Here is a 26,557-nt window from a genome sequence, read left to right as displayed (position 1 = left end):
TTGAGAAATGACTTCTTAAATGAGGTGGTTTCTTTATAAAAAAGTAATTTTTAAGCATACTCCGGGCAAATAGTTTCCGGAGGTCAGAAAACTTCTGACCCCGTCAACCCCCTATTAAATCACTAACGTACTACTTCTGAAAGTTTTTTATGTAATTCTTCGCTTCTCAGGTTTTTACCGATAATCTTACCGTTTTTGTCCAGTAAAAAATTCATCGGAACAGCACTTACCGCATATAATTTAGCGGCATCATTTTGCCAGCCTTTCAAATCTGAGACATGGATCCAGGTTAATTTATCAGCGTTAATGGCTTTTAACCAGGCCTCTTTTTTATTATCCAGAGAAACGCCGATGATTTCAAATCCTTTATCACGATACTCATTATACGCCTTTACCACATTCGGGTTTTCCTTACGGCACGGCCCGCACCAGCTTGCCCAGAAATCTACCAGTACATATTTCCCTTTCAACGAGGATAAGCGGATACTTTTCCCGGTAGTGTCTGCCATAGAAAAGTCAGGAGCCATTTTACCGGTATCAACCACCGCCAGTTTATCTGATAAGCTTTTTATCTCTTTCCCAAAAAATGAAGCTTTCACTTCTGCGCTGAGCGAATTATAATATTTCATCATTTTCTCTTCAGAACCCGGACGCATGTAATAGCTGTTGATAATAAAGGCACTGATGATTGAATTGGGATTAGTTGAGATAAAATGATTACAGACACTATCGGCATATGCTTCTCCTGCCATAAACACTTTATGAGCTGCTTTCTCTCTTTCCAGACTATCGGCAGGTTTCTTTTTCCCTTTTCCGGAAAACTCCTGGTACATTTTATCAGCTTTGCTCATCAGCGCATATGCTGCTTCCATTTCTTTTCTGTGAACCATCCATTTTTCATGTAAAGCCGAACCTTTCACGATTCCTTTTGAAACAGAATCTTTATAGGTTGTAACGGTAATTGATCCGCTCTGAACGAAAACCGATAAGCGATCTCTCTGTGTCAGGTATATATTGTAAACCGAAGGATGGTCTAATACCCCTTTAAAGGCAAATTTTCCGTCAGTACTGGTTAAGGAATCAACATGTACTTTTTTCCCATCGTAATTGGAAAGATAAATTTTCTGGTTTGTCAACCCTTCTATTTTCCCGGAAAGATTGTACGTTTCCTGCTTAACCGGTTTGCCCTGGGCAAAGATCGTCCCGATTGACAAAGCTGTAAGACACAGCGTCAATGATAGTTTTTTCATCTTTTTTTGTTGAAGTTAAATAAGGATTATTGGGTAAATGCCGGGCTTGTTATACCCGGCATTGTGATTAATTATTTTTTCTCTGACATTTCAATCATGGCTGTAATTTCTTCTACGGCAGCATCATCTCCTCCTGCAAATCCGGTAAATTTGAAACGAATGTTTCCCTCCTTATCAATGACAAATTTGGTAGGAATTCCCGTCACTTTAAAACTATCCACCACGTTATTCAAACCAGTCTTTTCATCCTGTAAATCCATTAATACCTGGAAAGGATATGCTTTTTCCGAAACAAATTTACGGGCATTTTCAGAAGCATTTTTATCACCGTGTTCCCAGGTATGAACAAACAGGAATTTCACATCTTTATCAGCCTGAAACTTCTCAACTGCTTTTTTCATAGCAGGAAATGACTTTTTACAAGGTCCGCACCATGTTGCCCAGAAGTCCAAAACAACCGTTTTTCCTTTAAAATCCTTCAAGGACACTGTATTTCCATCCAGATCTTTCAGGGTAAACTGAGGAGCAGGCACATTGATAATTTGTTTTGCCAGGTCCTTTCTGACCTTTGCAGCCAGAATTTTATTCAGACTCTCCATATATTCCTCATACCCTTCATTGCTTCCTTTCACTTTCGCATAAAGTGTTTTAAGGTTCTTTTTCATATCAAGGGTGGCCAATCCTTCCTTCACCGTTTCATTAATCATCTCAAAGGCTTCCTGATCTTTTCCCAGCGCAATTAATATATCGGCATAAGTTGAATTGATATTGGCTCTTACTCCTTTGCTGTTATCATGAGCCAGTCTGATATATTTCAACGCTTTCTCATATTTCTTTTCTTTATACAGAATATCAGCCAGAGAAGTACAATAGCCTGGATAACCTATCGCCGCAAATTGAGCGCCATAATCCTCCTTATTGGTGGTCATGTATTTATAAGAATTTTCAAGTGCTTTTTGAAACAAAATGCCTGCCTCGGCTAAATATCCCTTTTTTGCCAGTTCATTGGCGGTGCCTGCCCAGCCCTCTCCTTTCCAAACCGGAGTTTTTACCATATTGGCATATTCCAGCGCTTTTTTCACATTCCCTTCTCTGGCGTAGGCTGTTGCTAAACTGTTTCGGGCATAGTCATACGTAATTCTGTCTGTACCGAAATTAGCAGGAGGAAACTTCTTCAGCCAGGCCAGGTAAGCAGCTTCTTTTTTAGCTGCATCCGGTTCGTCATAAACAACCCTTACCTCCTCATTTCTTACTAACTGGCCTTTAGGAAATTTTATCTTATCAGCTTTTGCAATAGAATCTGAAATACCGTTTTTCTTAAGCTGATAAAAAAACTGCTGGGCAGTTAACCAATCCTGTTCTTTTTCACTTTTCAACAAATCATATAATTTTCTTTCTAACAAGGTTTTATCCTCCTCCTTAGCAGAGGCCGCCAGTTTGGAATAATAACTGAATGTGGTATCCTTGTCAGCTGTTTTTGTTTTCTGTGAAAAAGCAGTCTGCGACAGCAATCCCACCAGACAAAGTGCGATGAACTTACAATAATTTTGCATGAAGTGCTATGGTTATGAATGTTTAAGCAGATTTAGCAAGCATTGCCATTCTTTTGAAAAGTACAATGCTTGCGGAAAATCATTAATACCCCGGATTCTGGGTAAGGTTTTTATTGGAAATTCTTTGGTTTTCAGGAATCGGATACAAAACTGCGGTGGATTTCCAGGTTGGTTTCTGACCGCCGATCACAGCATTTGCACGATTGGTTCGTTTCAGATCAAGCCAGCGATGTCCCCATTCACCAAACAGCTCAACTTTTCTCTCCTGTTCAACAGCCAATAGCAATTGTGATTGGTTCAGAGAAGCATTCAGGGCTCCTAATCCTGCTCTGGTTCTGATTACTTCAAGATCGGTTTTCCCATCTTTCAGATTGTTTTGCTGCAATCTGGCTTCAGCACGGATCAGATACAATTCTGCATAACGAAGCATGATATTATACTCATTCCCGGTTCCGGCTCTAACTTTATATTTGTTGACAAAATAATAGTTTTTACCTCCGATATTCGACACACCAGCCCAGTTGCTTTTGCGTAAATCAACCGGTTCAAATGAATTATAAAGGGTATCATACATAGAGTAAGTCGGAATTACTCCCGCTGATGCCAGATAGTTAGCTCCGAACGCAGATACTCCGGTAAGGTTTGCAACCTGCCAGATAATTTCCGGACTGGTATTGATAAAAGTATTCGCCGGGGTCTGCAAACTATAAACCGCTGAATTAATTACCTGAGAAGCCTGAGACTCAGCATTAGCCCAATCCTGGTTATACAGATATGCCCTTGCCAATAAAGTAGTTGCTGCCCATTTATTAATTCTGGCTTTAAAGGTGCCAACATAAGCAGCAGGCAAAAGCGATTGCGCATCTTTCAAATCAGAAATGATCTGTGTCCAGACCAATTTTGAATCCGTTCTCGACAAACTCGCATTAGTCATATAGTCAGCATCGCCCGTAAGTGGCATCGGAACATCACCATAGAGATTTACAAGGTAGAAATAAGCAAATGCCCTTATAAATTTTGCCTCACCTGTCAATTGATCTTTTACTGCCGGTGTAAGTGTCTGGGTATTATTAAGCCCAACCAGCGCATTATTTGCATTTTTAATCAACTGATACGCATAAAACCAGATTGTATTTTCATTGAATCCATTCAGTACGGTTATTGAATTGTTTTCAAACTCATCATATAAGGTACTTGGTGTGTTGTATTGAATATCGTCTGCTGACATTCCCAGAAAAAACGAATAATTTGAAATCATTGTAGGCATAGGCGTTCCGGTATATAAACCCTGCACTGCACTTGAGGCTGATGCATCTGTTTTAAATACATCCCCCAAAACGGTTTGGGTAGGCGGAGGGCCCAACTCTACAAAACTTTCGCACGACGACAATAAAAAGACCGAACTGATCGCTGCGACAATAAAACTGCCTTTGAATATTTTATGGATAGTTATCATCAGAATCTCGTTTTAGAATGAACAATTAATACCAAACATGATAGTTCTCAATGGAGGCAGTACCTGACTGATTGTACCTGTACCCAAACCCGGAGGGCCTCCCTGAACGGTTGTCTCTGTATCGAGGATATACTTGTTTTTAGACCAGGTGAAAAGGTTTTGTCCTTGTACATATACCCTGCAATTTGTCATTCCGAGTGCTTTTGCCAGTTTTTGAGGCACAAAATAAGAAATACCGGCTGATCTGAATTTCAGATAAGAAGCATCTCCGTACACAGCATCCGATTGTGAATACTGATTATATGAGTTGTAAATCGGTGTGCCGGCAACTGCCGTCGCAGCCGGTACATTTGTCTGATCCCCTTCTTTTTGCCAGACCTCCAGAAATGAGGTATTCTGGTTACTAAGAATTCCGGGACGGGAGTTCAGAACATTGGTTACCCCAAAACGATGATTGAACTGGAAAAAGAAGTCAAGCTGGAAATTTTTGTACGAAATGGTATTTCCCAGACCTCCGAAAAACGGCGTGCCGATGTCTGCAATATATCTGTCATTCGAAGTTATTACGCCATCTTTATCAAGGTCCTCATATTTTGCCTGACCAGTTTTGGCATCTACACCCAGATAATGATATAATTTATAGAAAACCAATGGCTGTCCGATTACATAACTCCCACTTGAAAATGTTTTATCGAGACCAGGAAAATCTACTAATTCATTTTTAGGAAGCGTGATGTTAAAGGTTGTAGTCCATTTAAGATCCCCGCGTTTGATATTGGTAGTATTCAGTTCGAGCTCCAGACCGCTGTTCTGAATCAGGGCAGGTAAATTGGCAAGAATTGAGTTATATCCGGTCTGTGTCGGAAGAGCCAGCGAACCAATCTGATTACTGGAACGGTTACGGTAATAATTTGCTGTCAGTAAAACCCTGTCTTCAAGAAAACCTAATTCCAGCGCAAATTCGAGCTTTTTGGTAGTTTCCCATTGAATATCTGCATTTGGCAATGACACCGGATTTGTCGTAGCATTTCCTAAATAAGTAGTGGATGAAGAATACAGGGGTAAGTAAATGTAGTTAGAAATCTGATCGTTACCCGTAGTTCCGAAACTCCCTCTTAACTTACCAAAGCTAAGAAAACGCAGCTTGTCTTTTGCGAAAGGTTCTTCTGAAAAAATCCATGAAGCGCCTATTGCTCCAAAATTTCCATAACGGTTATTTGGCCCGAAACGGGAAGAGCCGTCTCTTCTGAAAGTAGCATTTATGATATATTTGTTATCCCAGTCATAATTAAGCCGTCCAAAAATCGCATTGTACTTGTATTCTACGATGTTATTATAATTTACGATAATTGTACCCGCCGCCGATAAAGTATTTTGCAAAGCCTCATTACTGTAATTACTTCCCGTAACATAAAAGCCCTCTGACGTATTATGCTGCCAGCTTGCTCCTATTAAACCATTGATTTTCCCTTTTCCCATCTGCACTGTATAATCAGCCGTTGGTTCGATAATATAATTTTTGGCTTTGTTGTCTGCAAATACAGAACTGCTTATCGGATTTGAGGCAGGATTCAGGGCAGATGCAGGAGTAATTACTTTCTGATCCAGATCCGTGGTAGTATATCCGAAATTAGATTTCAGGTTCAATCCCGGAATAACGGTATATTTAAACGTTGCATTCGTAATCATGTTTGTTGTTACCGCAAGGTACCTTCTGAGCAAACTTGACAAAGGGTTGGTAAATCCGTTTGCCCAGAACATTTTTCCGGAAGCATCATACAATGGTAAATTGGGAGGCAGATTATATACAGTTGAAATATCTGTCTGCGGAATATCTGAATTTGCATTTGAATAACTCACTGCGAAACTGGCGTTAAACCTTTTGTCCCTCGAATTATGATCAAGATTCAGACGGCCGGAAATTCTCCGGTCTGAGTTTTCACCGGGGAAAACAGTACTTTCCTTACGATAACTTGAATTGAACAGAAAGCGGGTATAAGCATCTCCACCGGAAAGGGTTGCCTGAATGTCCGAAACGTGCCCTGTTCCTCCTAAAAACATTTTTTGCCAGTCGGTCGATTTGGTTTTATCCCAAACCAGTAAATCCGGTGCATTTGCTACAGTTGGGGTTACACCATCATTTTTGAAAGCCTGATTTCTTAAATTCAGGTACTGATCAAGGTTCATTACCGGAATAAAACGATTTAGCTCAGTTATCCCTGTTGAAGCATTGATATCCAGTTTGGTTTTTCCGGATTTTCCTTTTTTTGTAGTAATCAATACTACGCCATTAGAGCCTCTTGAACCGTAAATTGAAGTGGCATCTGCATCTTTCAAAATATCAATCCGCTCGATATCAGCAGGGTTAATCATCCCAAAAGGACTGACTCCGCCATTCGCACCGGAAGTACCGAAGGCATTCAGGTTGTCATTGGCAGGAGAACCTCCGTTAAAATTGGTAAAAGGCACACCGTCAATCACATACAACGGAATCGTTCCTGAAGACAAAGAACCCTGGCCACGAATCTGAATCTGAACCGCACTTCCCGGAAGGCCGTTATTCTGTGCTACCATTGTTCCGGCAATTCTTCCCGGTAAGGCCGCTAATACGTTGGCCACAGGTTGTTTACTGATTTCAGCCGCAGTAATTGAACTGACAGATCCGGTACTTACTTTTTTGGTAGTCGTTCCGTATCCGATTACAACCACTTCTTCCAAAGCCTTTAAAGAAGGTTTTAAGGCAATTTTCAGGTCGCTGGCTGCACCAACGGTTAAGATCATAGATTCAAAGCCAACATAAGTAAATACTAATACATATCCACGTTTGGCCATGATTCTGAATTTGCCGTTTTCATCAGTGATTGTTCCGAAAGGCGTACCTCTGGCTGTAATAGAAACACCAATCAGAGCTTCTCCGGTTTCGGCAGAAGTAACAACCCCTGTTATATCCTCCCTGGCTGCAACATCCTGTGAAGACAAATTTGTTTCATTGCTGTTATCGGGAAATTTCAGCGTACTTGTTTTAATGACATTGATCTTTGAAAGAATGATAAAACGCTCATCCTGAACTACAAATTTTATCCCGATCGGTTTTAGTAAAACTTCCAGCACATTTCCGAGCGTTTCTTTGGAAGAGTTAATACTTACCGGCTGATTCAGGTTAATCTGACTGCTGCTATATACAAATTTGACATTCGCCTCTTTCTCCAGTTTATCCAGTGCTTTCTTTAAAGTAACATTTTCAATACGAACTACAACTCCCTTATTAAGAACACCTTGTGCATAATTTACACGTGCGTGAATGACTCCCGCAAAAATCATAATCATAATGATCTGATACATTGTAAACCGCATAATTCTTTTTGTTAAATCTTTGATTCGATAAATTTCTACCATACCTTTGATTGGTTTTATTCTGTTGAAAATCTGGAATAAGACAATAGTTTTCTTCCGCCGTTATCACGGCGCTATGAAAATCAGCAAGTTTTCCGAAGCAGGAGTGGTACGAACACTCCTGCTTTTTTTATGAATTTTTATGAGTCATGAATGATGAAGATTGGGTTTAAGTAAATAATTAGTTTGGTTTATTAGCAAATTAGTTTTTCAACATTAAATCATTACTATTCACATCCCTCCGCCTGTAATTTTACTGTATTCCCCTCTATTTCAAAACGCCCGTTTAACGCCTGGCATAAAAGTTCAAAGGTCTTTTGTAAAGATTGATCCGTAAAATCTGCCGTAATAAGGCAATTCAGTATTTTCGGATCTTCTACTTTTACCTTTACATCAAATTTTGATTCTATTTTTGAAAGGATATCCTCCATGCGGCTATCCTCAAAATTCATATTATACTCAGTACCAGCAAGATACTCGTTCTTCTCATGGTAAATTTCCTTATTAACTGAGGTATTTCCACTGATAAAAACTGCTTTTTCTTCCGGTAACAGTACCAAAGGATGCGGCGAATTCAATCCTGAAACCGTTACTTTTCCTGTAAAAACTACCACTTCCATTTTTTTACCAATCTTTCGGATATTGAAACTGGTTCCGAGTACACGGGTAACAAACCCTCCTGAATGAATAATAAAAGGATGAGAAGGATCTTTTGCTACTTCAAACAAAGCCTCTCCGTTAAGTGAAACTTCCCGGTTTTTATCCAGAAATTCCTCCGGATACGAAAGCGTACTTTTTCCTTTCAGCCAGATTATACTTCCGTCTGAAAGAATCACTTTTTGCGTAATGCCATTTGAGGTAAGCAAAAGTGTTTCATTTTTCAGGTTAAAAATATCTCTGCCAAATGGTCCGGCATAAAATCCTAATCCTATTGCCAAAGCAAGGATCGCCGCAATTCTTAAAAATTGTACTCTTCTGTAAAAAGGAATCACACGGGCAGATCTGTTCAGGGCAATTTTCTGTTTAATTGCCTGCTGCATTTTTCCTTTCAACGCTAACTTCTCTTCTCCGCTGAATTCCCTGAATTCATTTTCATCAGAAGCGAGAGAATCCAGCCAGTTTTCAACCATCATTTTTTCAGAATCGGTACAAATACCTTTCTGATATTTTTCCACCAATTCTATAAAATTTGCATCTTTCATTTTAACCAAAGTTCAACAGGTAAAGAAAATTCTGTATTTATCAAAAACCACCAAATATTATTTCTAATACCTTCTTATAGTGAAGTAAATTCAAACGGGATATACACCTACTACAGGGTAATGTTTTTTTAATAATTTTTTAATCTGTGTTTAAACGGAAGAGATTCTGTGGATTTAAAAGTCTTTATATACCTCAAAAAACACGATTATTGCCATAAAATCTCCTAAGGAACCACGCAAATGTTTAAGCGCTTTAGTAAGATGATTTTCAACGGTTTTATGCGAAATATTAAGCTGAAGCGCTATTTCCTGAATACTTAAATGTTGGGATCGGCTCATACGAAATACTTCCCGGCACTTTTCAGGAAGCTCTCCAATACTTTTTTCTACCAATAATTTCAAATCATTCAGATTCATTTGCTCATTGGTTGAATCATCAAACAAGCTATCCCTGAACTTCATAAAACTTTCCGCATAGGCGCTGCGAACGCGCTCGGATTTGACGAAATTCAGGATCTGGTATTTTACTGCGGTATATAAATAAGTAGAAAGCGGAGCAGAGAGAACAAGGATATGACGGTTTGACCAGAGTGACACAAATACATCCTGGATAATTTCTTCACAAATTTCTTTAATTCTGATTCGGTTATAGGCATAGGCATATAGTTTCGACCAATATCTTTCATAAATTTCATCAAAGGCCAGGTCATCGTCCTTTGCAATAAAACTTAAAAGCTGGTGGTCGTCATATATGTTGTAATTAATTACTGATTTATCCGTCATGGTTTTTTGTCAAAAAGTACATTTTTTTCATGCCTGACTTTATAGAAATGATCTCGTAGAAAAAAGTACATTTTCACCTGATTTATTTTTTAGGCTTCAGTTTCGACTTAAAATGTACCAATAAAAGTATTTTTCAAAAAAATAGATTCAAATAAATCAAAGTTTCTGGTCAGAAATTGAAAAATTCCGACTTTTTGGTTTTTATCTCAGAAAGGCAAAATTCTAAGATTGAGAAAATTAATAAAATAAATTCGAGATAAATAAAGTCTCAGGCAAATAACTCAATAAAATGACTGATTTTCTTGGAAAAGTTGTTTTTGAGGACAATATAAATCCCGCAACCAAGCATTTTTTAATTTCGTCATACAATATATTTCCTCTGTCTGCACCTTTGTAACCTTTATTTATCTTTTTTGTTCAGCAGGAAACGGCAACACTATTTTACAGGAATAATACAGACGTTTTTCTTTGACAGAATTTTATCCGGAATATTATCCAAAATGCATTTTTTTAATGCCTCAATCAAATTCTTTTTAATGTAATGGCTGGAATATACCAAACCGATTTCTCTGACCGGGTATGGTGCAGAAAAACTGCTTAACTTGTCTTTTTGCTTGCCATTAAGTGTCAGAATTGATAGCTCCGGCAAGATCGTAGAACCCAATTCCAGATCTACCATCTGTTTTAAGGTTTCGATACTCCCGGATTGATACTCAATCCTTAAATCTTTGGAATCCTTTACTCTCAATTCACACAGATTAAGTACCTGATTCCGAAGACAATGACCTTCTTCCAAAAGCAATAGTTTAGGCAGGTTTATATCTTCAGGAAGAATATATTTCTTTTTACCGGAATTCAGGTTCAATTCTCCGTAATGATAAAATTCTTCATAAAACAGTGTATCTTCCTTCAGCTCCTTATCCATCAGAGGGATTGCCAATATGCCTACGTCAATATCGCTATCTTTCAGTTTTTGCTTTATTTTTTCAGTAGTCATTTCATTAATAATCAATTTCACCTCCTTATAAGTATCAGTAAAATCTCTTATAAAAAGCGGTATCAGATAAGGAGCCAGTGAAGGAATAATCCCAATCTTAATATCACCTTTTATCTCGCCGGTTTCTTCAGTCACTATTTCCTTGATGCGATTAATCTCCCTAAGAGCAATTCTGGCTTGTTCTATTATTTTTTTGCCTACATCTGTAGGCTCCACGGGATATTTGCTTCTGTCGAATAAAGTAACATTTAATTCTTCCTCCAGCTTTTTTATCATACCACTTAATGTAGCCTGAGTAATGAAACAGGCTTCTGAAGCCTTTAAAAAATGCCGGTGCTTATCCAGTGCTACTACATATTCCAGCTGTTGTATATTCATGTTGTTAGTTTTTATCTATTTTATTATAGAAAATATCAGTTTTCATCTATCAAAACACAAATATACATTTGTCATATAAAACTATAATCCTTATGAAAACAAAAATCACTCTGGCTGCCTTACTTATGACCACTATGATGGCAGCAGCACAACAAAAACAAATTACCACCAATACAGGTGCACCTGTTGGTGATAATCAAAATTCCAAAACTGTCGGGCAGGACGGGCAGGTTCTATTAGAGGACATTCACCTGATTGAAAAACTGGCAAATTTTGACCGTGAGCGTATCCCTGAAAGAGTTGTTCATGCAAGAGGTGTCGGGGCCTATGGTGAATTCGTTTCTTCCGGCGATTTTACAAAATTCACAAAGGCATCTGTCTTCGGAAAAGGAAAAACCACACCTGTTTTTGTTCGTTTTTCTACGGTTGTTCATGGAAATGGTTCCCCGGAAACCCTGAGAGACCCAAGGGGATTTGCTACGAAATTTTATACAGATCAGGGGAATTATGACCTGGTTGGCAATAACCTGCCTGTGTTTTTCATCCGTGATGCTATAAAATTCCCGGATATGGTACATGCATTTAAACCTTCTCCGATAAACAATAAACAGGATGCTAACAGAGTGTTTGATTTTTTCAGCAATATCCCGGAAGGCACACATATGCTGACTCGTGTTTATTCTGACTATGGAATCCCGGCCAGTTACAGAGAAATGGATGGCTCAGGAGTACATGCTTTCAAATGGATTAACAATGCCGGAGAGGTAACGTATGTAAAATATACCTGGAAATCATTGCAGGGTGTAAAAAATCTGACAGCAGAGGAAGCAATGGTTATGCAAGGTAAAGATTTTCAGCATGCAACGGTCGATCTGTATGATAACATCAGAAAGGGTAATTTTCCACAATGGGAACTCTACGTTCAATTGCTAAAAGCTTCAGATTTTGACAAACTCGATATCAATCCATTGGATCCGACTAAAATATGGCCGGAAAATGTTGCGCCTCTGCAACTGGCAGGAAAGATGACTCTAAACAGAATACCTGACAATTTTTTCCAGGAAGTAGAACAGGCCGCTTTTTCTCCGGGAACACTGGTACCAGGCATAGAACCTTCGGAAGATAAATTACTTCAGGGACGTTTGTTTTCCTATTTTGACACACAACGTTACAGAATAGGCGGAAATTTTCAGCAATTACCTGTAAATGCTCCCAAAACGACAGTTGCGACAAATAATCAGGATGGTGCCTTTGCTACAAGAAAAACCAATGGAGACATCAATTATCAGCCAAGTGCTACGCAAAATGGTTTTATAGATAATGCCGACAACAAGTATTCAAAATCAACTTTTACCAATACCGGTTCTGTACAGCAAAAAATCAGTAAACCAAATGATTTTAAGCAGGCTGGCGAATTCTACCGCTCTTTGTCTGAAAAAGATAAAGCGAATTTAATAAAAAACCTTACCGGTGATTTGAAGAATGTAAGCAATAAAGATGTTGTGCGTAAGATGGTCGGTTATTTCTATATGGCAGATAGTGACTATGGTAAACGTCTGGCAAAGGAACTTGGTTTAACCAGAGAAGAAGTTGAAAAAATGTTTTCAAGACCGTAACAGATTTTGAGAAAAATGACACAAATCAAGATTTCCGTATCACTTTTATTACTGCTGCTCTCACATCTTGTTCCCGCTCAGGAGAGGAACATCTTTAATGCAGCCCGTAACAACAATGTAGCTCAACTCAAAGAGATTCTGTCTGAAACGAAAAATATAGACACTACAGATGCAAGAGGGAGCACAGCTTTAATAATAGCCTGTTATAATGACAGTTACGAAGCAGCAGATCTATTATTAAAAAACAAGGCAAACCCGCACATTCAGGATAAAATGGGTAATACCGCACTTATGGGGGTTTGCTTTAAACGGCTTGACAAAATGGTACAGCTATTATTGAGCTATCATACCAATGTTAATCAGAAAAATTTTAACGGGGCAACAGCTTTAATTTTTGCTGCAAATTTTGGAGCAGATGCCATCGTAAAAATATTGTGCGAAAAAGGAGCTGATAAAACAATAAGAGACAATTATAATAAAACAGCTCTTGATTATGCCAATATTCAGGGAAATGAATCTATTGTGAGATTATTAAGGTAAGGTATCTGCCCTATCATGAAAATTATAATGGATTAAGTAAAGAAGCTGTATTGAACCTGAGTTCAATACAGCTTCTTTATTTGTTTTGTAAACCAGATTAAATCGGGAAAGTTGAGTATAGATTTTCCGTATAACGATACAGAAACAGGGCAATTATCTGATATTTTCAAAAAATTGCTCTTCCTGCTTTGTGTCAGACAATTTTGTTACTACAAAACGCTCAGAGGTATTTGAGTCAGTGTTGTGAAATTTCATAACTTTAGAACCATTTTTATCAGAAACAGATAGAAATTTCCCGTTGTTATCCTGCAATGAAATGGTGCCATCGGTATTTACGATCCAGCTGAATTTTTCCCACTCCCCATATATGAGTCTATTACAGGTAACTGCTTTTATCCCGTTTTCACCGGACATGTATTTACCCATATTTAACAAGGCTACTTTACCGTTTCCGGCATTAACAACAGTAAAAGTTTCGGAAGTCTGGCGATCACATTTCAATAAGGCTGTCCCTTTTTCTATGCCTGCAAAACCATTGTTTACACTTTTTAAAGTTATTGCCTGACCAAACGGAGGGCCTTCCGGATCCGGAACAAACTGAAAAAGTCGTACATAGTCAACAAACATTCTGGCAGGGAACAGGTCATTATCGCTTTTATCATTGTGTAAATTGCCAATGACAGACAGGTCTAACACCATGAAAAACGGAAGTTGAAAAGCACCCGTATTATTGATATTATTCTGAATGTTACCGATATGATACAGGATATCATCTACATACCATCTTATACTAAAGCTATCCCACTCAATTGCATATACATGATAGTTTCCCGGGGTACAGAAATCTACACCTGAATTACTGGCATGGCCATCTAAAAAGTCCTCATTGAACCAATGCATATTTCCCCGGATATTTTCATTATCATTTATTTTCTCCACAATATCAATTTCTCCACATTCAGGCCATCCAACGTCACTGATATTTTTACCAAGCAAAAAAAACGAAGACAATGTTCCGGGAACCATCGGCAGTTTCATTCTTGCTTCGATACGACCGTATTTTATTAAAAACTTATCCCGGGTATTCAGTTTTGCGGAAGTATAACGTTGTTCATTTTTATTTATCTGCATAGCAGTTATCACCAATCTGCCATTTTCTGTTTTTGCATTAGCAGCATGATATTTCAGTAAATCCGTGTTTTCATCAGCCCTGCTAAAATTCCATGTTGAAGTATCCACATCATTCCGCTCAAATTCATCAGACCAGACTAACTTATATTCCGACCGGACAGCCTTCAACTCCTTACCTGAATCCTTAGTATTCTTACAGGATAAAAAAAACGTAGCAAGTACAATTAACACTCCTTTAATGGCAATCAAACAACATACCTTCTTTCTTTTCATGGATAGATCAGGCAAATCATATATTATAATCATTTAGTATTCTTTTATATGTATTTCATGCAAAGAAACCCTCAATCAAAGACTGAGGGTTTGCATATTCGGGTTAAGGTTAGCTTCGCTCATGAAAAATTTCTTTCCAGAACCCATTTACTTATTTATTATCTTGTTTGAGGGTATCTGATTCCTGACAGAATCAAATACCTTTTATCATTACTATCTTTTTCGCCCTAATCCATGCTCTGTGGCACACAGGGCTTCCGGATACACCTGTGACTCAGACTCGCTGGTAAGTACTCTACCAGGCTGATATTAGTCGCTGTTACATTCACCTGGTGTTGCAGGAGCATAAACTGCTGCTTACACTCACCATATCAATATCAGTAGTTGCACCTGAACCTGAAGCAACTAAACCCACATAAACAGTAGAATTAAAGGATACTGTTGAGGAATGATAGGCCGACCAATTTACACTGTCAGCAGAATAATAAGAGGTAATTACGTTGCCCACTCGTTCAAGCTTTAACCACATTGGCAAAGCAAGGGCGCTAACAAGCTGGTAACCTGTATTACCGCCGGTTACGATTCTGTAGGTATGGAATACCCCTCGTGTATCAAGGGCATTCACACTGATAAAACTACTATTCCCCGCTAAGGTGTTACGCATCATCAGACCACCAAAAGTGTTCCAATCGCTGGTAATGTCTTTAACTCTGGCAATAATCCGGCAATCACCACTTAGCATCGTGTAAACAAAAGGCAAATCGTCATTGGGATCACTTACACCCGAACCGTAACACTTTATCCAGTAATTCCTCGTTGAATCGGTGTAACAAACAACTCCGGGCGTCGTTCCTGTGCCGACATTCGTGAAATGCCATCCTGCAGGAAGGGCATCGCAAACTGCGTTATCGTCGAAATCAATGTTAATTGCCGGTATACTGTTATCGTATGAGAAAGGATAATAGTTAAAAGTAGTTTCACCGTTGGCCAATACAAGTTCTACCTGAAGGTTATAAGGACCCGTCTTTGTGGCAAGCTCACTTACGGGCATACGCAGGGAAAAAGTGTTAGACAAAGGACTTACTGACCAGGCCACTTTGTAATACCCCTCACTGGGTGTTGCATAAGGATCCTGATAAATATTAATATCCGTTACTGTTTTGTCGGAATAGAACTTACCTGAAACCACCAGGTCGCCATTATCGTATTCTGCATGAAGCTTAGTCAGGCCAGACTTATATCCATTATAGTAAGTAACACCGGGAGCATCTGCAAAAACCTGACAGTTATTCAGGATAGCACAACCTGCACGATTGATGAAAGTGGGATTTATACCAAGCGTCCAGTTCCCTCCAAACATGAGGTTCATGCCTTTATCAAGGTCATTATTTTCCGTATTTGTCTGGTGACTATGAGGCAGGTTTAAACCGTGCCCTAATTCATGCATCATACCCCCGAACCATTTTGTAAACAAATCTCCCCAGTTACCCGAAGCACCTTTGTATTGAATATCTAACTGAGGGTAATCAAGGGCAAAACAGTTTCTGCCCAAGCCATAAAATGGAACATCTGCTGTAGTCTGATCAGATACAGCCGTAATATACAGTGTATGTTCGCTGGTTTTTTGTGATGGATTATTGGCGAAAAAAGCATTGGTTTCTGACATAATTTTGTCAGCTCCACCACTGGAAGGATATGAACCTATACTTTCCTGACCATGGATCAAAATAATCTTTACCTGATCAGGATTGGCCGTTTGGGTGAATAAGCCGAATGTTTTAGGACCATATCCGTTATTGATCATATTTTGCTTATAAAAACCTTGCCCATACAGGAGTAAGGCACTTAGCCGGGTCTGATAAGTAGAGTCTAAAGGAACATCGTTTGGTACAAAATAAACCACATTCAGATTATACGGATGATCTGATGAATAGCTGATTCCATTGTATATATTTGTATACGTTTGCCCATAAACATGCTGTGCGAAAAAGCTTAAACCAGCAATAAGACTCAGTAAGCTATATACTTTTTTACTACCGACCATTTGCAGGAGATTAAATATGTTACAATTAGTATGGGTAAGCGGCAAAAGATGTAAGATTGAAACTTGTACATTCCCTAATCCATGCTTTGTGGCACACAGAGCATAAAGGAAAGGAAAGTGGTCTGTGAGCCACAGACCACGGTTCAGATGGTTAGTTCCTTTATATATATCACTATTCAATAAGCTTGCCGTCACTAGTACAAAAAAGACATTTAAAGAAACAAAAAAGACATACTTTTATATGTTTACAGCTTTTTTGTGTTACAGACAGAGTATCAGAGTATCTAATCCATGCTCTGTGTGCCACAGAGCATAAAGGAAAGGAGTATCTGATTTACAATATATATGCAGAACCCTAATCCATGCTTTGTGGCTCACAGAGTATAAAGGAAAGGAAAGTGGTCTGTGAGCCACAGACCACGGTTCCTTCACTGGCGCAAGCGTCTCGCTTGTGCCTCTTAAATAATGTAACTCTCGCTTGTGCCCTTCGCCCCTTCCTCGCTTGTGCCTCTTAAATAATGTAACATAATTCTATTAATCCTTTTTGGCCATAGAAATCTCTAGCACTACTATAAAGCCAATCTTCTTGATTTTCAACAAAACCCGCTTCTACTGGATTATTATGAATATAAGAAAGTTTTTGATGAAACATTTCATCATTTAACAGTTCTATTGGATGGTTATTCTGTTGCCAAAATTGCCAATCATTGTTGTTGCCATTTTTTGTACCTGCCCTTTTCATCATCCAAATCAACCATTCTTTTCGGCTTTCTCCTTGATGATTTTCTATCATTTTACGTAATGCTCTTGAAGTAAAACTTTTCATTTCTCCAACAACTTTGTCTAATGCTCTGCCCTTGCTACCAACTATCATATGTATGTGCGAAGTCATAATACACCAACCATAAATTTCTAAATCCTTTTCTTTTTGACAATATCGCCAGCTTTCTAAAACTGTTCTTTTATACTCATCTCTAACAAACAAGTCTATCGGGGACGCCTAGTCCAATAAACTACTGCAAAACTGATAAAATACAATTTGTCATTATCCGAAAATTTATACTTTCTGCTCATTTTTAATTTATTATTATGACAATTAATCAATAGCAACTTTGCCAGTATAGCACAAGGCCAGTATAGCCAGTATAGCACAAGCGAGACGCTTGCGCTAGTTAAGCCATGCTCTGTGGCACACAGAGCATAAAGGAAAGGAAAGTGGTCCGTGAGCCACAGACCACGGTTCAGGTATACACAGAGCCACTCTATGGTTTTTAGCTATTTTAAGAAGCCCCTATTTGATTTAAAAGCAATCTAATACATTGTGTTTTACTCATTACAGTCGCAAAGACTGTTGCCAAACAGATTTTCTAGTTTATAGAGATAGCTCTGTTGCCCGTATTACCCGGAATACTCAAATTCACAGCTGTTCCCGTAGATACACGATATTTCAAGTTCACTACACCCGGCCCGTTCACCGAGATATAATAGATGGGAGTCCACCATTCTGCATTAATATTACCACACAATTGTTTCTTTTCTTCAACTGACTGAGTCACAATCGTAGCGCCACTAAACGTAAATACCAAGTCCTGACAACCGCTTATATAGCCATATGATTGCTGCAATTTAATAATGTACGTTCCGGCTCGCAAAAAGTTAAAAGAAACACCTGTATTGGCATATGAACTTGATGAATAACTGCCATAAGGCATATCTCCCGTCTGATTGACAACTGTAACATTCAAATCGCTCGCACCAACCATCCGATCCCACTTCGTCCCATTATTGTAATACTCTCCCGGTGTTACATCACCTACGGTGGCGGTGTTGTATACATGCATACCAGCTACATGCGCGCTGAGTGGCGCTGCATTGGCGGTGCCGGTTAGCGCTACCCGGGGCAGCAATAGCCCTTTGTTATTGCTTTGTATTTCTAACACCGCATTAGTATTAATAGCCGCATTGGCAGTGCCGTCGCTTATGCGCTGTTGGGCAAAAGCGGTAGCGCACATACATACATACATACATACATACATACATTTAGATTTCTTCATCATCATATCGTTTAATTGTTGGTAAAAATTCATGTTATTTATATTTTCTCTCTTTTGCTCTTTCGTTGCTTCCCTAATCCATGCTCTAATCCATGCTCTGTGGCACACAGAGCATAAAGGAAAGGAAAGTGATTCGTGAGCCACGGACCACGGTTCCAGCTTAATTTGTCAATGTTACTGTTTTCCCGGTAAATACTCCGGTAGAGCAACCTGTGTCATTTTTAAAATCAAAGGCGTCATAAGTACCTTTGGTAAATCCGGTTATCAGTATCTTTCCGGCGGCATCTGCCTGATACGTAACCCCCGATTGTACCGTACCATTAAAGTTATAGCTAATCAGATACGTATGACCGGGCGTAAACCCTGTTATCGTAATGCTGCCATCTGTTTTATAGATGTTTTGAGAATTGCCTCCGCTCACTGTTATATCGAATGGCTCACAGGCTTGTGACTCTTTGGTATAGAATGCCTCGTTTGCCGTGGCACTCGTAGCCAGGGCCGAATAGTTCCGGCTGTTTACCTCACTGGAGGGTTCTGTACCTGCAGTGCTGGCACTGGCGGTGATGGTGTTTACCTGCCAGCCGGTCTGGCTTGGTGCATCACCTGTGTTATTGGGAGTGGCACCATATTGGCTTACGAAGTTCTTCTGCGGCTTGAAGTCCGTCTGGTTGGTGGCAGTGTTGTGCTGGAGGGTAATATAGGCCCCACTGGCATTCTCACCGTAGATGTTCCAGGTGCGCCCTATACCTTGCGTGGTGGTTTCTGTTGGTGAACTGTTACTATAGCTCGCCACATTTACATGCACACCGTTGGCGGCTGCGGGCGAAACGGTGGCAGGCGTATAATCACCTTCTGCCATACCTACCGGGAAAAGCCAGTCACTGCTGTAGCTGTCTTTTACTACATGACCAGTTCCATTTGTAACAGCAAAACTGTTTGCATCGGAACCTGTTTGGGTAGCCAAACTGCTGAATCTCAGATCATTATTAGCAAGAATAATGTCATTTCCCATCAGAGCGGTGCTGTCTGCATTCTTGGCTGCCCAGGTTAGACTGCTCCCGATATACAGGGTATTGTCGGTATTGGTAGTGGCAATTTCAACGGACGGTAATATGGTTACCCAACCCAGCACAATATTGTTGGGGTTACGGATTAGTACTGAAGTCAAGATCTTGCTATTGCCACCATGTACTGTAGTGGGCTGACCTGCCCAGGCTACGGTTTCATTGAGGGTGCCGATCTTGCCGGGGTTTTCGAAGATCATCTGCCCCGGGCCGCTAATACTAGCCCCGGGATCTATGTAAACGTACTGGCTGGCAATGATCCATTGCTTCCCCGCGGGGATGGTGATGATTGCACCTGAGCCTATGTACAGATACTGGCTGTACTCGGTGGTGCCGCCTACATCGGAGGTACCGCTGTAAACGGTCGTACTCTGTGCCTGCACTGCCCAGGGGGCGATCAGTGCGCAGAGCAGTGTTATGTATTTTATAAGCTGTTTCATGGGATAGCTTCTGCTTTAAAAATCTATATCTTGAATATGTGCCAGTTTGTATTACTTCTTCTTTTGCAAGGCTTCTATTTGTGCCTGTTGCTCTGTCTGCACAGCCCAGGGAGCGAGCAGTGCGCAGAGTAATATGATTTTTGGGAATATGTGCTTCATGTTACAATTTGATTTTAGAACTTAACATGAGGATTAAACATTCCAGAATTACTCCCCTACAAAGATGATGTCAAAGGCATTCCGCCACCCCAAACTCTGTTCAATATACATAGCAGAAGTTGGAGCAATATCAAAACTAAGTACCTGACCGACCGTAGCGGTGATTACTGTTGAATAATGCGTGTTAACGTAATTTCCTATGTATAGATAGGTTTCTTCATCCCTTACTATTGTAGTATTAAGACGGGGTCGTACATAAAAAGAGACTACACTATTAGAATTAGCTACGCTCCTTAAAAAAGAGTGATATAAGATTAAGTACTTCCCTGTTTTCGGTATGGTCCAGGTACCTACATTAATCTGTGTACCCACCGATGCGGGAAAGTTCTGATTGGCCGTACCCGACCAAGCAAGCCGGGTGTAGTAGGCAGGTACTATATCGGCCAAGACCTGCTTCCACTTCTTACCATCGTTAAAATACTCTCCCGGTGTTACATCACCTACGGTGGCGGTGTTGTATACATGCATTCCCGCTACGTGCGCACTCAGTGGTGCTGCATTGGCAGTACCGGTAAGCGCTACACGGGGCAGTAGCAGGCCTTTGTTGTTGCTCTGTATTTCTACAATAGCGTTGGGGTTGATAGCCGCATTACTCGTCCCGTCGCTTATGCGTTGCTGGGCAAAAGCGGTGGTGCCCATCAGAACCAGAGCACACAGTATGGATAATTTCTTCATGATCATATTGTTTAATTCGGAAATACAGTATGTTAGTATTGGAATAGAGATACAGATATTAGCTGTACCCGGTGGTGCCACCCACATCAAAGTTCCTTGCTTTATAGACGTTGACGTTCTGTGCCTGCGCAACCCGGAGGGGGCCAGAGCAAGGAACAAGGCTATATTTTTATAGGTTGTTACATGGGATAGCATCTGCGTTAAAATCTATATCTTGGGTGTTTGTTAGTCTGTATTACTTCTTCTCTTGCAAGGCTTCCACTTGTTTTTTCAGTGCTTCTATTTGCGCCTGTTGTTCCTGAATGGCTTTGGTAAGCAGGGAAACTACCGGTGCAAGATTTAAAGTTTGAGGTTGTATTTGCCCATCGGTGGTAACTGCGTCTTTCTCTCCACTTACCGCACTTGGCACTACTTGTTGCAGCTCATCGGCAATGAAGCCAAGCTTTTGTTGAGAATCGGCTTTGAAGATGCTATTGGGAATATCTTTGTAATAGAAGGTTACAGGTTTTAGCCGGGCTACTTTCTCTAACGCACTGAAGCTATACGGTGCAATATTGGACTTTAACCTACGATCGGAAGTTAAAGAGACATTGCCGACTTTCGTTGCATCAATCCAAGCTTCTAAAGCCCCACCGGTCCAGTTGAAGTTGAAAGTATTACTAAACGCTGTGGCATTTATACCGGCTTTGCCCTTATATCCTCCTGCGCCTATGAATGCCTGCGGAAAGCTCCCACCGCTGTATTTCCAGAAGTCAAATTCGCCCGCTGATGGATTATAGGTCAGACGCCCATCAAAATCATCAGCGGAATTGTCCTTAAAGTCTATGTAAATAGTACCAGTGCTACATAGTTCGATGAGACCACGTCCAAGTGTCCCGAAACTATGATTAGCGGCGGCATTATTGGTGAAACCTGACTGAACTGCAGTGATTTCTCCATTTCTATAGATGTCATTCGTCTTGTTGTCACCGGCGTCAGTCGTAGTGCCACTAAGATACCATCCTGTACCACCAATACTCACCCATTTGGTTCCATTATTGTAATACTCCCCCGGCTTTACATCACCTACGGTGGCGGTGTTGTATATATGCATACCTGCTACATGCGCACTGAGTGGTGCTGCATTGGCAGTACCGGTAAGCGCTACACGGGGTAACAACATACCTTTGTTGTTGCTCTGCATTTCCACTACAGCATCAGGATTAATAGCTGCATTGGCAGTACCGTCGCTTATGCGTTGCTGTGCAAAAGCGGTGGTGCCCATCAGAACCAGAGCACATAGTATGGATAACTTCTTCATGATCATATTGTTTAATTGCTATTATTAATTCATGTTGTTTATATTTTCTCTAATCCATGCTCTGTGGCACACAGCGCATAAAGGAAAGTGGTCCGTGAGCCTCGGACCACGGTTCAAGGTAAAGAGAAGTTAAGATGTACTAAAGATTACAGGTACGTTTCTATCTTCACTGCTGTCATCAGCCTAATTTGTCAATGATACTGCTACCCCGCTAAATGCTCCGGTAGAGCAACCGGTGTCGTTTTTAATACTAAAAGCATCATAAGCACCTTTGGTAAATCCGGTTATCATTATCTTTCCGGCGGCATCTGCCTGATATGTAACCCCTGATTGTACTGTACCATTAAAGTTATAGCTAATCAGATACGTATGACCGGGCGTAAACCCTGTTATCGTAATGCTGCCATCTGTTTTATAGGTATTTTGAGAAATTGCCCCACTTGCTGTAATACTGAATGGCTCACAGCCAATCTGAGTAATAGCTGTACTAGAATTATTACTTGAAGTTGAATCTGTAGTTCCCGCTGGCGGGCTTACCGTTGCAATATTCGTAATTTTCCCGCTTGCCCCTGCGTTCCCCGGAATTGTCAGCGTTACCGATCCTCCGCTTGGTAAGGTGGGTATCACCATACCACTGCCCTGTAATTGGGTAAGGTACGGAAGTATCGGGCAAGCTGCTCCGCCTGTAGCTGTGCCACAGGTTACGGTATCTGCTGTAAAGTTTGGAACAACAAGATCTTTGATAATAGCGCCATCAGCGGCATCAGGCCCGTTATTGGTTATTACCAGACTATAACTTAAAGTTCCGTATGGATTTATACTTTCGGGGCCTGTTTTTTTGATCGACAAATCAGCCAGGCAATTATTCAATTGGAAAGAAATATCATCCAAAGCCAAATCATTACCACCACCACCGGGGCCGTTGTTCCTTAGTACCAGATCTACTGCAGTGGTGGTAGCGGTAAAAGTTATTGAATATTTTGTCCAGACACCAAGACTCGTAATATCACCTGTGCTATTACTTGCGATTACGCTCATACTGGAAGGGTCTACCACCTGAAATATCACATTGGGTTTCCCCTGGTCGCTTGTTAAATTGGCAATCCATGCAGAAAATGTATATGGGCGTCCTACTAAAACATTATCGAAGCGACGTCTAAAAAATTGGTCTTGACCGTAATTCGGATTTACCACCATCATTCTTCCAAGTCCATCTCCAGCGGTGTGATCATTTATATTAGCCCAATTTGAAGAATTACATTTTATTGAATTGCCTACGATATTATAGCCTCCTTCGGGAGGAGTACCGTTGGTTGTATTGTCAAAATGATAAGAGGTTTGACCAATCAGAGGTGTTCCATAGGTGCAAGCGGCACCGGTTCCAAATGTTTCAATATATCGACCTGCGGTTCCACAACCGGGGACCTTACTCGGTGTATTCACCAGCCCACTTTGAAATATTACATTTACGGTTTCTCCGGCACCAACCACTAACGTTGCCGTATTTGACTGAATATTTTTAGAAGAATTACTTGTAGGGTCATTTACGGTTATATCATACAGATCCCATCCTGAAGGGACTGTCTCAGTGATTGTATAGGTACCTGGTGACACAGCTATCATTGCTGCATTGCCAACAGGATTTGTCCGTACCAATTCATCTTCAATCCATATTATATTGATTCCATTTGTACTACGAGCAAAAATATTTTGATAATACGTGTAAGCCGTAGACATCCACATCTGTTTACCTACACCACCAGTAAGTTTCATAGCATGAATACTTGTCTGTTCTGAAGCAGTCCAGGAAGTTCCACTGACCCATTTATATACAGATGCCCCATTACTTCCCCAATAAATAGCGTAGATATTTCCCTGATCGTCTACCCCCACATCATTTGGATAGTATGAAGCACTTGCACTTGATGGTCTGCCTAGATTGGTTTCAACTCCCGTTGAACTAATCTTATAGATATTAAAATCACTTTTTGCTACCAGAATGCTCCCAGAACCATCAACAAATTCATCAAGAGACCGATTGTTTGTCGAGGGGTTTAATTGTACCCATAAATTTGTAAAACGAAAAATTTTACCTTGATCGGTAATGATGTAAGGATTACCATCCCATCCATTACAGATATCACCGCTAAGCAATCCAACCCCATTCCCCCAATTACTACCTGATAAGGGATCACCTATTTTCGTGGCAGTTGTACCATCGTAACGAAACACCTGACTTCCACCATTAATAAAATAGCAATCGCCACCCGGGCCGCCATCTACTTTCTTAGCAGTAACATTTGTCAGAACCCATTGACTGCTGCCGGAATTCCTGTAGTAAAGCTTATCATTGACATCAACTGCCCACAGTCTGCCATTTTGTGATGATCCTATATCTGCAATATTAACCTGAGCAGGTTGGTCATTTAGTTGGAAAGGTGTTACAGAGGTACTGCCTCCGGTAACAGTAAACGTAGAATTTACACTTGAGCTTTCATCCAATGCCTGTTTATGGACATAGATATATCCTTGCTGAGCAGTGGCGGTTATACTTGTCAGTAACCCCAGTACTAATAACGTACAACAAAAAAGGATTTTCACCCGTCTTTTGTTTAACTGAGGGTCTGAAGTTTCATGCAGCGTAACGATTGCAGCCATGAAGTGTGTGTTATAATTTTGTTTCATAATTTAATCAGATTGTATAACGGCATGTTTATACGGTAAAGGTCAATTATGATATTATTCCTAATCCATGCGCTGTGGTACACAGAGCATAAAGGAAAGTGAGCCACGGACCACGGTTCAAAATGTTATGATGGTGTCTTAGAGTAATTTATACATCAATAATCCAACAATAAATAATGCGAAACTCTTATGTAGTAGATGCTCCTTTAATCTTTAAATATTAATATCAAACAACATGTAGCCTGACGGCTAGGTCAGGGACATAAATCAAGGGGAAGAGAGATAGTCGCAAATCATATTAGTTAAGAATCAGACTTGAAGCCCCTAACCCATGCTCTGTGGCACACAGAGCATAAAGGTGGTCCGTGAGCCACGAACTTCGGTTCAGGCTTGAAGCCCCTTATTTTTTAACTGTGAGAAAAACAACCCTACTAACGACCAGCCAACCGAACCCAGATACCAGTCAGTAGGAAAATCCATCATATTGTCTGTCAGGTTGCGAATATATTTCCAGGCATCATAGTCCATTGAGAGCTCTTTAATCTTTCTCTTCTCTTTCATACAAAAATTAGCTACTTCTTTCTCAGGTACCCGTTTATGAATCCAGCTTCGCTGTAATGCTATTACAAAGCCTTTTACTGTTTTGGAGGAAATATTTTCAAAGCACACGGGATAGATTGATGAACTCATATATATACCATCGTTTTTATGGATCTTAGAATCTGAGACAACGGTATTTTCTGTAATAGCTAAACCTTCAAGCCAGAAGTATATTAAAACCCATCTATTCTCCAGATCAGGCTCCTGAATACATCGCACCGTTTGCCCGGCTATTATCTCAACACTCACAATCTCAAAGCCTTTCTCTATTTTGCTGTATTCAAAATTAATATGAGGTAACCCTGCTCCTTTATGATTATTTTTTACGTGTACCGTATTATAGTCTAACAGACTACTGATTTTATTAGGCGAATAATACACATTTATCATTTTATCTCTGTTTAATAATAGCAATAGCGAAATATCATTTTGTATTGATTTTCACGACTTTTTTCAAAGAAACCCTCAATCAAAGACTGAGGGTTTACATATCCGGGTTAAGGTTAGCTTCGCTCGCAAAAACATTTCTTTCCAGAACCCACTTTACTTATTTGTTATCTTTTTAAGGTATCTGATTCCTGACAGAATCAAATACCTTTTATCATTACTATTATTTTCGCTTGATTTTCACCGTAAACGGTATGCACAATTCCTGTTTGCAAGGTTTCGGTGCCACGGTGATATCTTCGTAATCGGCATCATCCTCATCCTGCGTCGGATTATTCTTGTGATCTTCGTTGATGACATCATCTTTCGGTGCGCCGTCATTGCTCGGATTGCTATCTGGTGTTGAGTCAATATCATCCAGATTCTTCGCATTTTGTGCTCCACTGATCTCTGCAAAGTTCCGGATACTGCCTGTGAATCCTGCATTTACAACAAACCTGATCGGACGGGTTACACT

19 protein-coding genes are annotated in these 26,557 nt (G+C 40.1%); 2 read left to right on the top strand and 17 right to left on the bottom strand.

What is annotated here, in order from left to right; translation table 11 throughout:
• Positions 1-122 precede the first annotated feature (122 nt).
• The 7 genes from BM179_RS03145 to BM179_RS03115 all read right to left on the bottom strand — a co-directional run bounded on the left by BM179_RS03145 (position 123) and on the right by BM179_RS03115 (position 11,012).
• Positions 123-1,250 carry an AhpC/TSA family protein gene (locus BM179_RS03145; RefSeq protein ID WP_092012099.1) on the bottom strand — a complete coding sequence of 376 codons (1,128 nt, stop codon included), beginning with the start codon at positions 1,248-1,250 and terminating at the stop codon, positions 123-125.
• A 71-nt stretch (positions 1,251-1,321) separates the two neighbouring features.
• Entirely contained in the window at positions 1,322-2,803 is a 1,482-nt protein-coding gene (locus BM179_RS03140) for a TlpA disulfide reductase family protein (RefSeq protein WP_092012096.1), read from the bottom strand.
• Positions 2,804-2,885: 82 nt separating this feature from the next.
• Positions 2,886-4,259, bottom strand: coding sequence for a RagB/SusD family nutrient uptake outer membrane protein (locus BM179_RS03135; protein WP_092012093.1), 1,374 nt, complete (start codon positions 4,257-4,259; stop codon positions 2,886-2,888).
• A 12-nt stretch (positions 4,260-4,271) separates the two neighbouring features.
• A complete protein-coding gene (locus BM179_RS03130; RefSeq protein ID WP_092012090.1) occupies positions 4,272-7,655 on the bottom strand; it encodes a SusC/RagA family TonB-linked outer membrane protein in 3,384 nt (1,127 codons plus the stop codon).
• Between the two features lie 224 nt (positions 7,656-7,879).
• Entirely contained in the window at positions 7,880-8,854 is a 975-nt protein-coding gene (locus BM179_RS03125; protein ID WP_092012087.1) for a FecR family protein, read from the bottom strand.
• A gap of 174 nt (positions 8,855-9,028) precedes the next feature.
• Positions 9,029-9,637, bottom strand: coding sequence for an RNA polymerase sigma-70 factor (locus BM179_RS03120; protein ID WP_092012085.1), 609 nt, complete (start codon positions 9,635-9,637; stop codon positions 9,029-9,031).
• A 436-nt stretch (positions 9,638-10,073) separates the two neighbouring features.
• Positions 10,074-11,012, bottom strand: coding sequence for a hydrogen peroxide-inducible genes activator (locus tag BM179_RS03115; protein ID WP_092012081.1), 939 nt, complete (start codon positions 11,010-11,012; stop codon positions 10,074-10,076).
• A gap of 92 nt (positions 11,013-11,104) precedes the next feature.
• On the opposite strand from BM179_RS03115, the gene BM179_RS03110 reads away from it, so the two are divergent.
• Both BM179_RS03110 and BM179_RS03105 read left to right on the top strand, forming a co-directional pair.
• Positions 11,105-12,628, top strand: a complete 1,524-nt coding sequence (locus tag BM179_RS03110; RefSeq protein ID WP_092012078.1) for a catalase — start codon at positions 11,105-11,107, stop codon at positions 12,626-12,628.
• Positions 12,629-12,643: 15 nt separating this feature from the next.
• On the top strand, positions 12,644-13,168 hold the full coding sequence (locus BM179_RS03105; RefSeq protein ID WP_218159154.1) for an ankyrin repeat domain-containing protein: 525 nt from the start codon (positions 12,644-12,646) through the stop codon (positions 13,166-13,168).
• Positions 13,169-13,321: 153 nt separating this feature from the next.
• Here BM179_RS03105 and BM179_RS03100 read toward each other — a convergent pair whose 3' ends face one another.
• From BM179_RS03100 to BM179_RS25195, 10 genes are all read right to left on the bottom strand, one after another.
• On the bottom strand, positions 13,322-14,572 hold the full coding sequence (locus BM179_RS03100; protein ID WP_177219288.1) for a family 16 glycosylhydrolase: 1,251 nt from the start codon (positions 14,570-14,572) through the stop codon (positions 13,322-13,324).
• Between the two features lie 325 nt (positions 14,573-14,897).
• On the bottom strand, positions 14,898-16,616 hold the full coding sequence (locus BM179_RS03095; protein WP_092012069.1) for a hypothetical protein: 1,719 nt from the start codon (positions 16,614-16,616) through the stop codon (positions 14,898-14,900).
• Between the two features lie 511 nt (positions 16,617-17,127).
• Positions 17,128-17,601 carry an REP-associated tyrosine transposase gene (locus tag BM179_RS03090; RefSeq protein WP_229632886.1) on the bottom strand — a complete coding sequence of 158 codons (474 nt, stop codon included), beginning with the start codon at positions 17,599-17,601 and terminating at the stop codon, positions 17,128-17,130.
• A gap of 382 nt (positions 17,602-17,983) precedes the next feature.
• Complete coding sequence (locus BM179_RS25035) at positions 17,984-18,628, bottom strand: phage tail-like protein (RefSeq protein WP_510186701.1); 645 nt, start codon at positions 18,626-18,628, stop codon at positions 17,984-17,986.
• A 202-nt stretch (positions 18,629-18,830) separates the two neighbouring features.
• Positions 18,831-19,934: a hypothetical protein gene (locus BM179_RS03080; protein WP_143095139.1), complete on the bottom strand. Its 1,104-nt coding sequence runs from the start codon at positions 19,932-19,934 to the stop codon at positions 18,831-18,833.
• Between the two features lie 447 nt (positions 19,935-20,381).
• Positions 20,382-21,068, bottom strand: coding sequence for a phage tail-like protein (locus tag BM179_RS03075; RefSeq protein WP_092012060.1), 687 nt, complete (start codon positions 21,066-21,068; stop codon positions 20,382-20,384).
• Between the two features lie 235 nt (positions 21,069-21,303).
• Entirely contained in the window at positions 21,304-22,368 is a 1,065-nt protein-coding gene (locus BM179_RS03070) for a tail fiber domain-containing protein (RefSeq protein WP_143095138.1), read from the bottom strand.
• 183 nt (positions 22,369-22,551) lie between these two features.
• On the bottom strand, positions 22,552-25,053 hold the full coding sequence (locus BM179_RS03065) for a DUF11 domain-containing protein (RefSeq protein WP_143095137.1): 2,502 nt from the start codon (positions 25,051-25,053) through the stop codon (positions 22,552-22,554).
• A gap of 384 nt (positions 25,054-25,437) precedes the next feature.
• A complete protein-coding gene (locus tag BM179_RS03060) occupies positions 25,438-26,043 on the bottom strand; it encodes a hypothetical protein (protein ID WP_092012052.1) in 606 nt (201 codons plus the stop codon).
• A 220-nt stretch (positions 26,044-26,263) separates the two neighbouring features.
• A partial coding sequence (locus BM179_RS25195; protein ID WP_177219287.1) for a hypothetical protein occupies positions 26,264-26,557 on the bottom strand: 294 nt, incomplete at its 5' end.

Source organism: Pseudarcicella hirudinis (genome assembly GCF_900115665.1).
Taxonomy (GTDB): Bacteria; Bacteroidota; Bacteroidia; order Cytophagales; family Spirosomataceae; genus Pseudarcicella; species Pseudarcicella hirudinis.
Note: the sequence above shows the minus strand (reverse complement) of the source record. Positions and strands in the feature narration are given on the sequence as shown.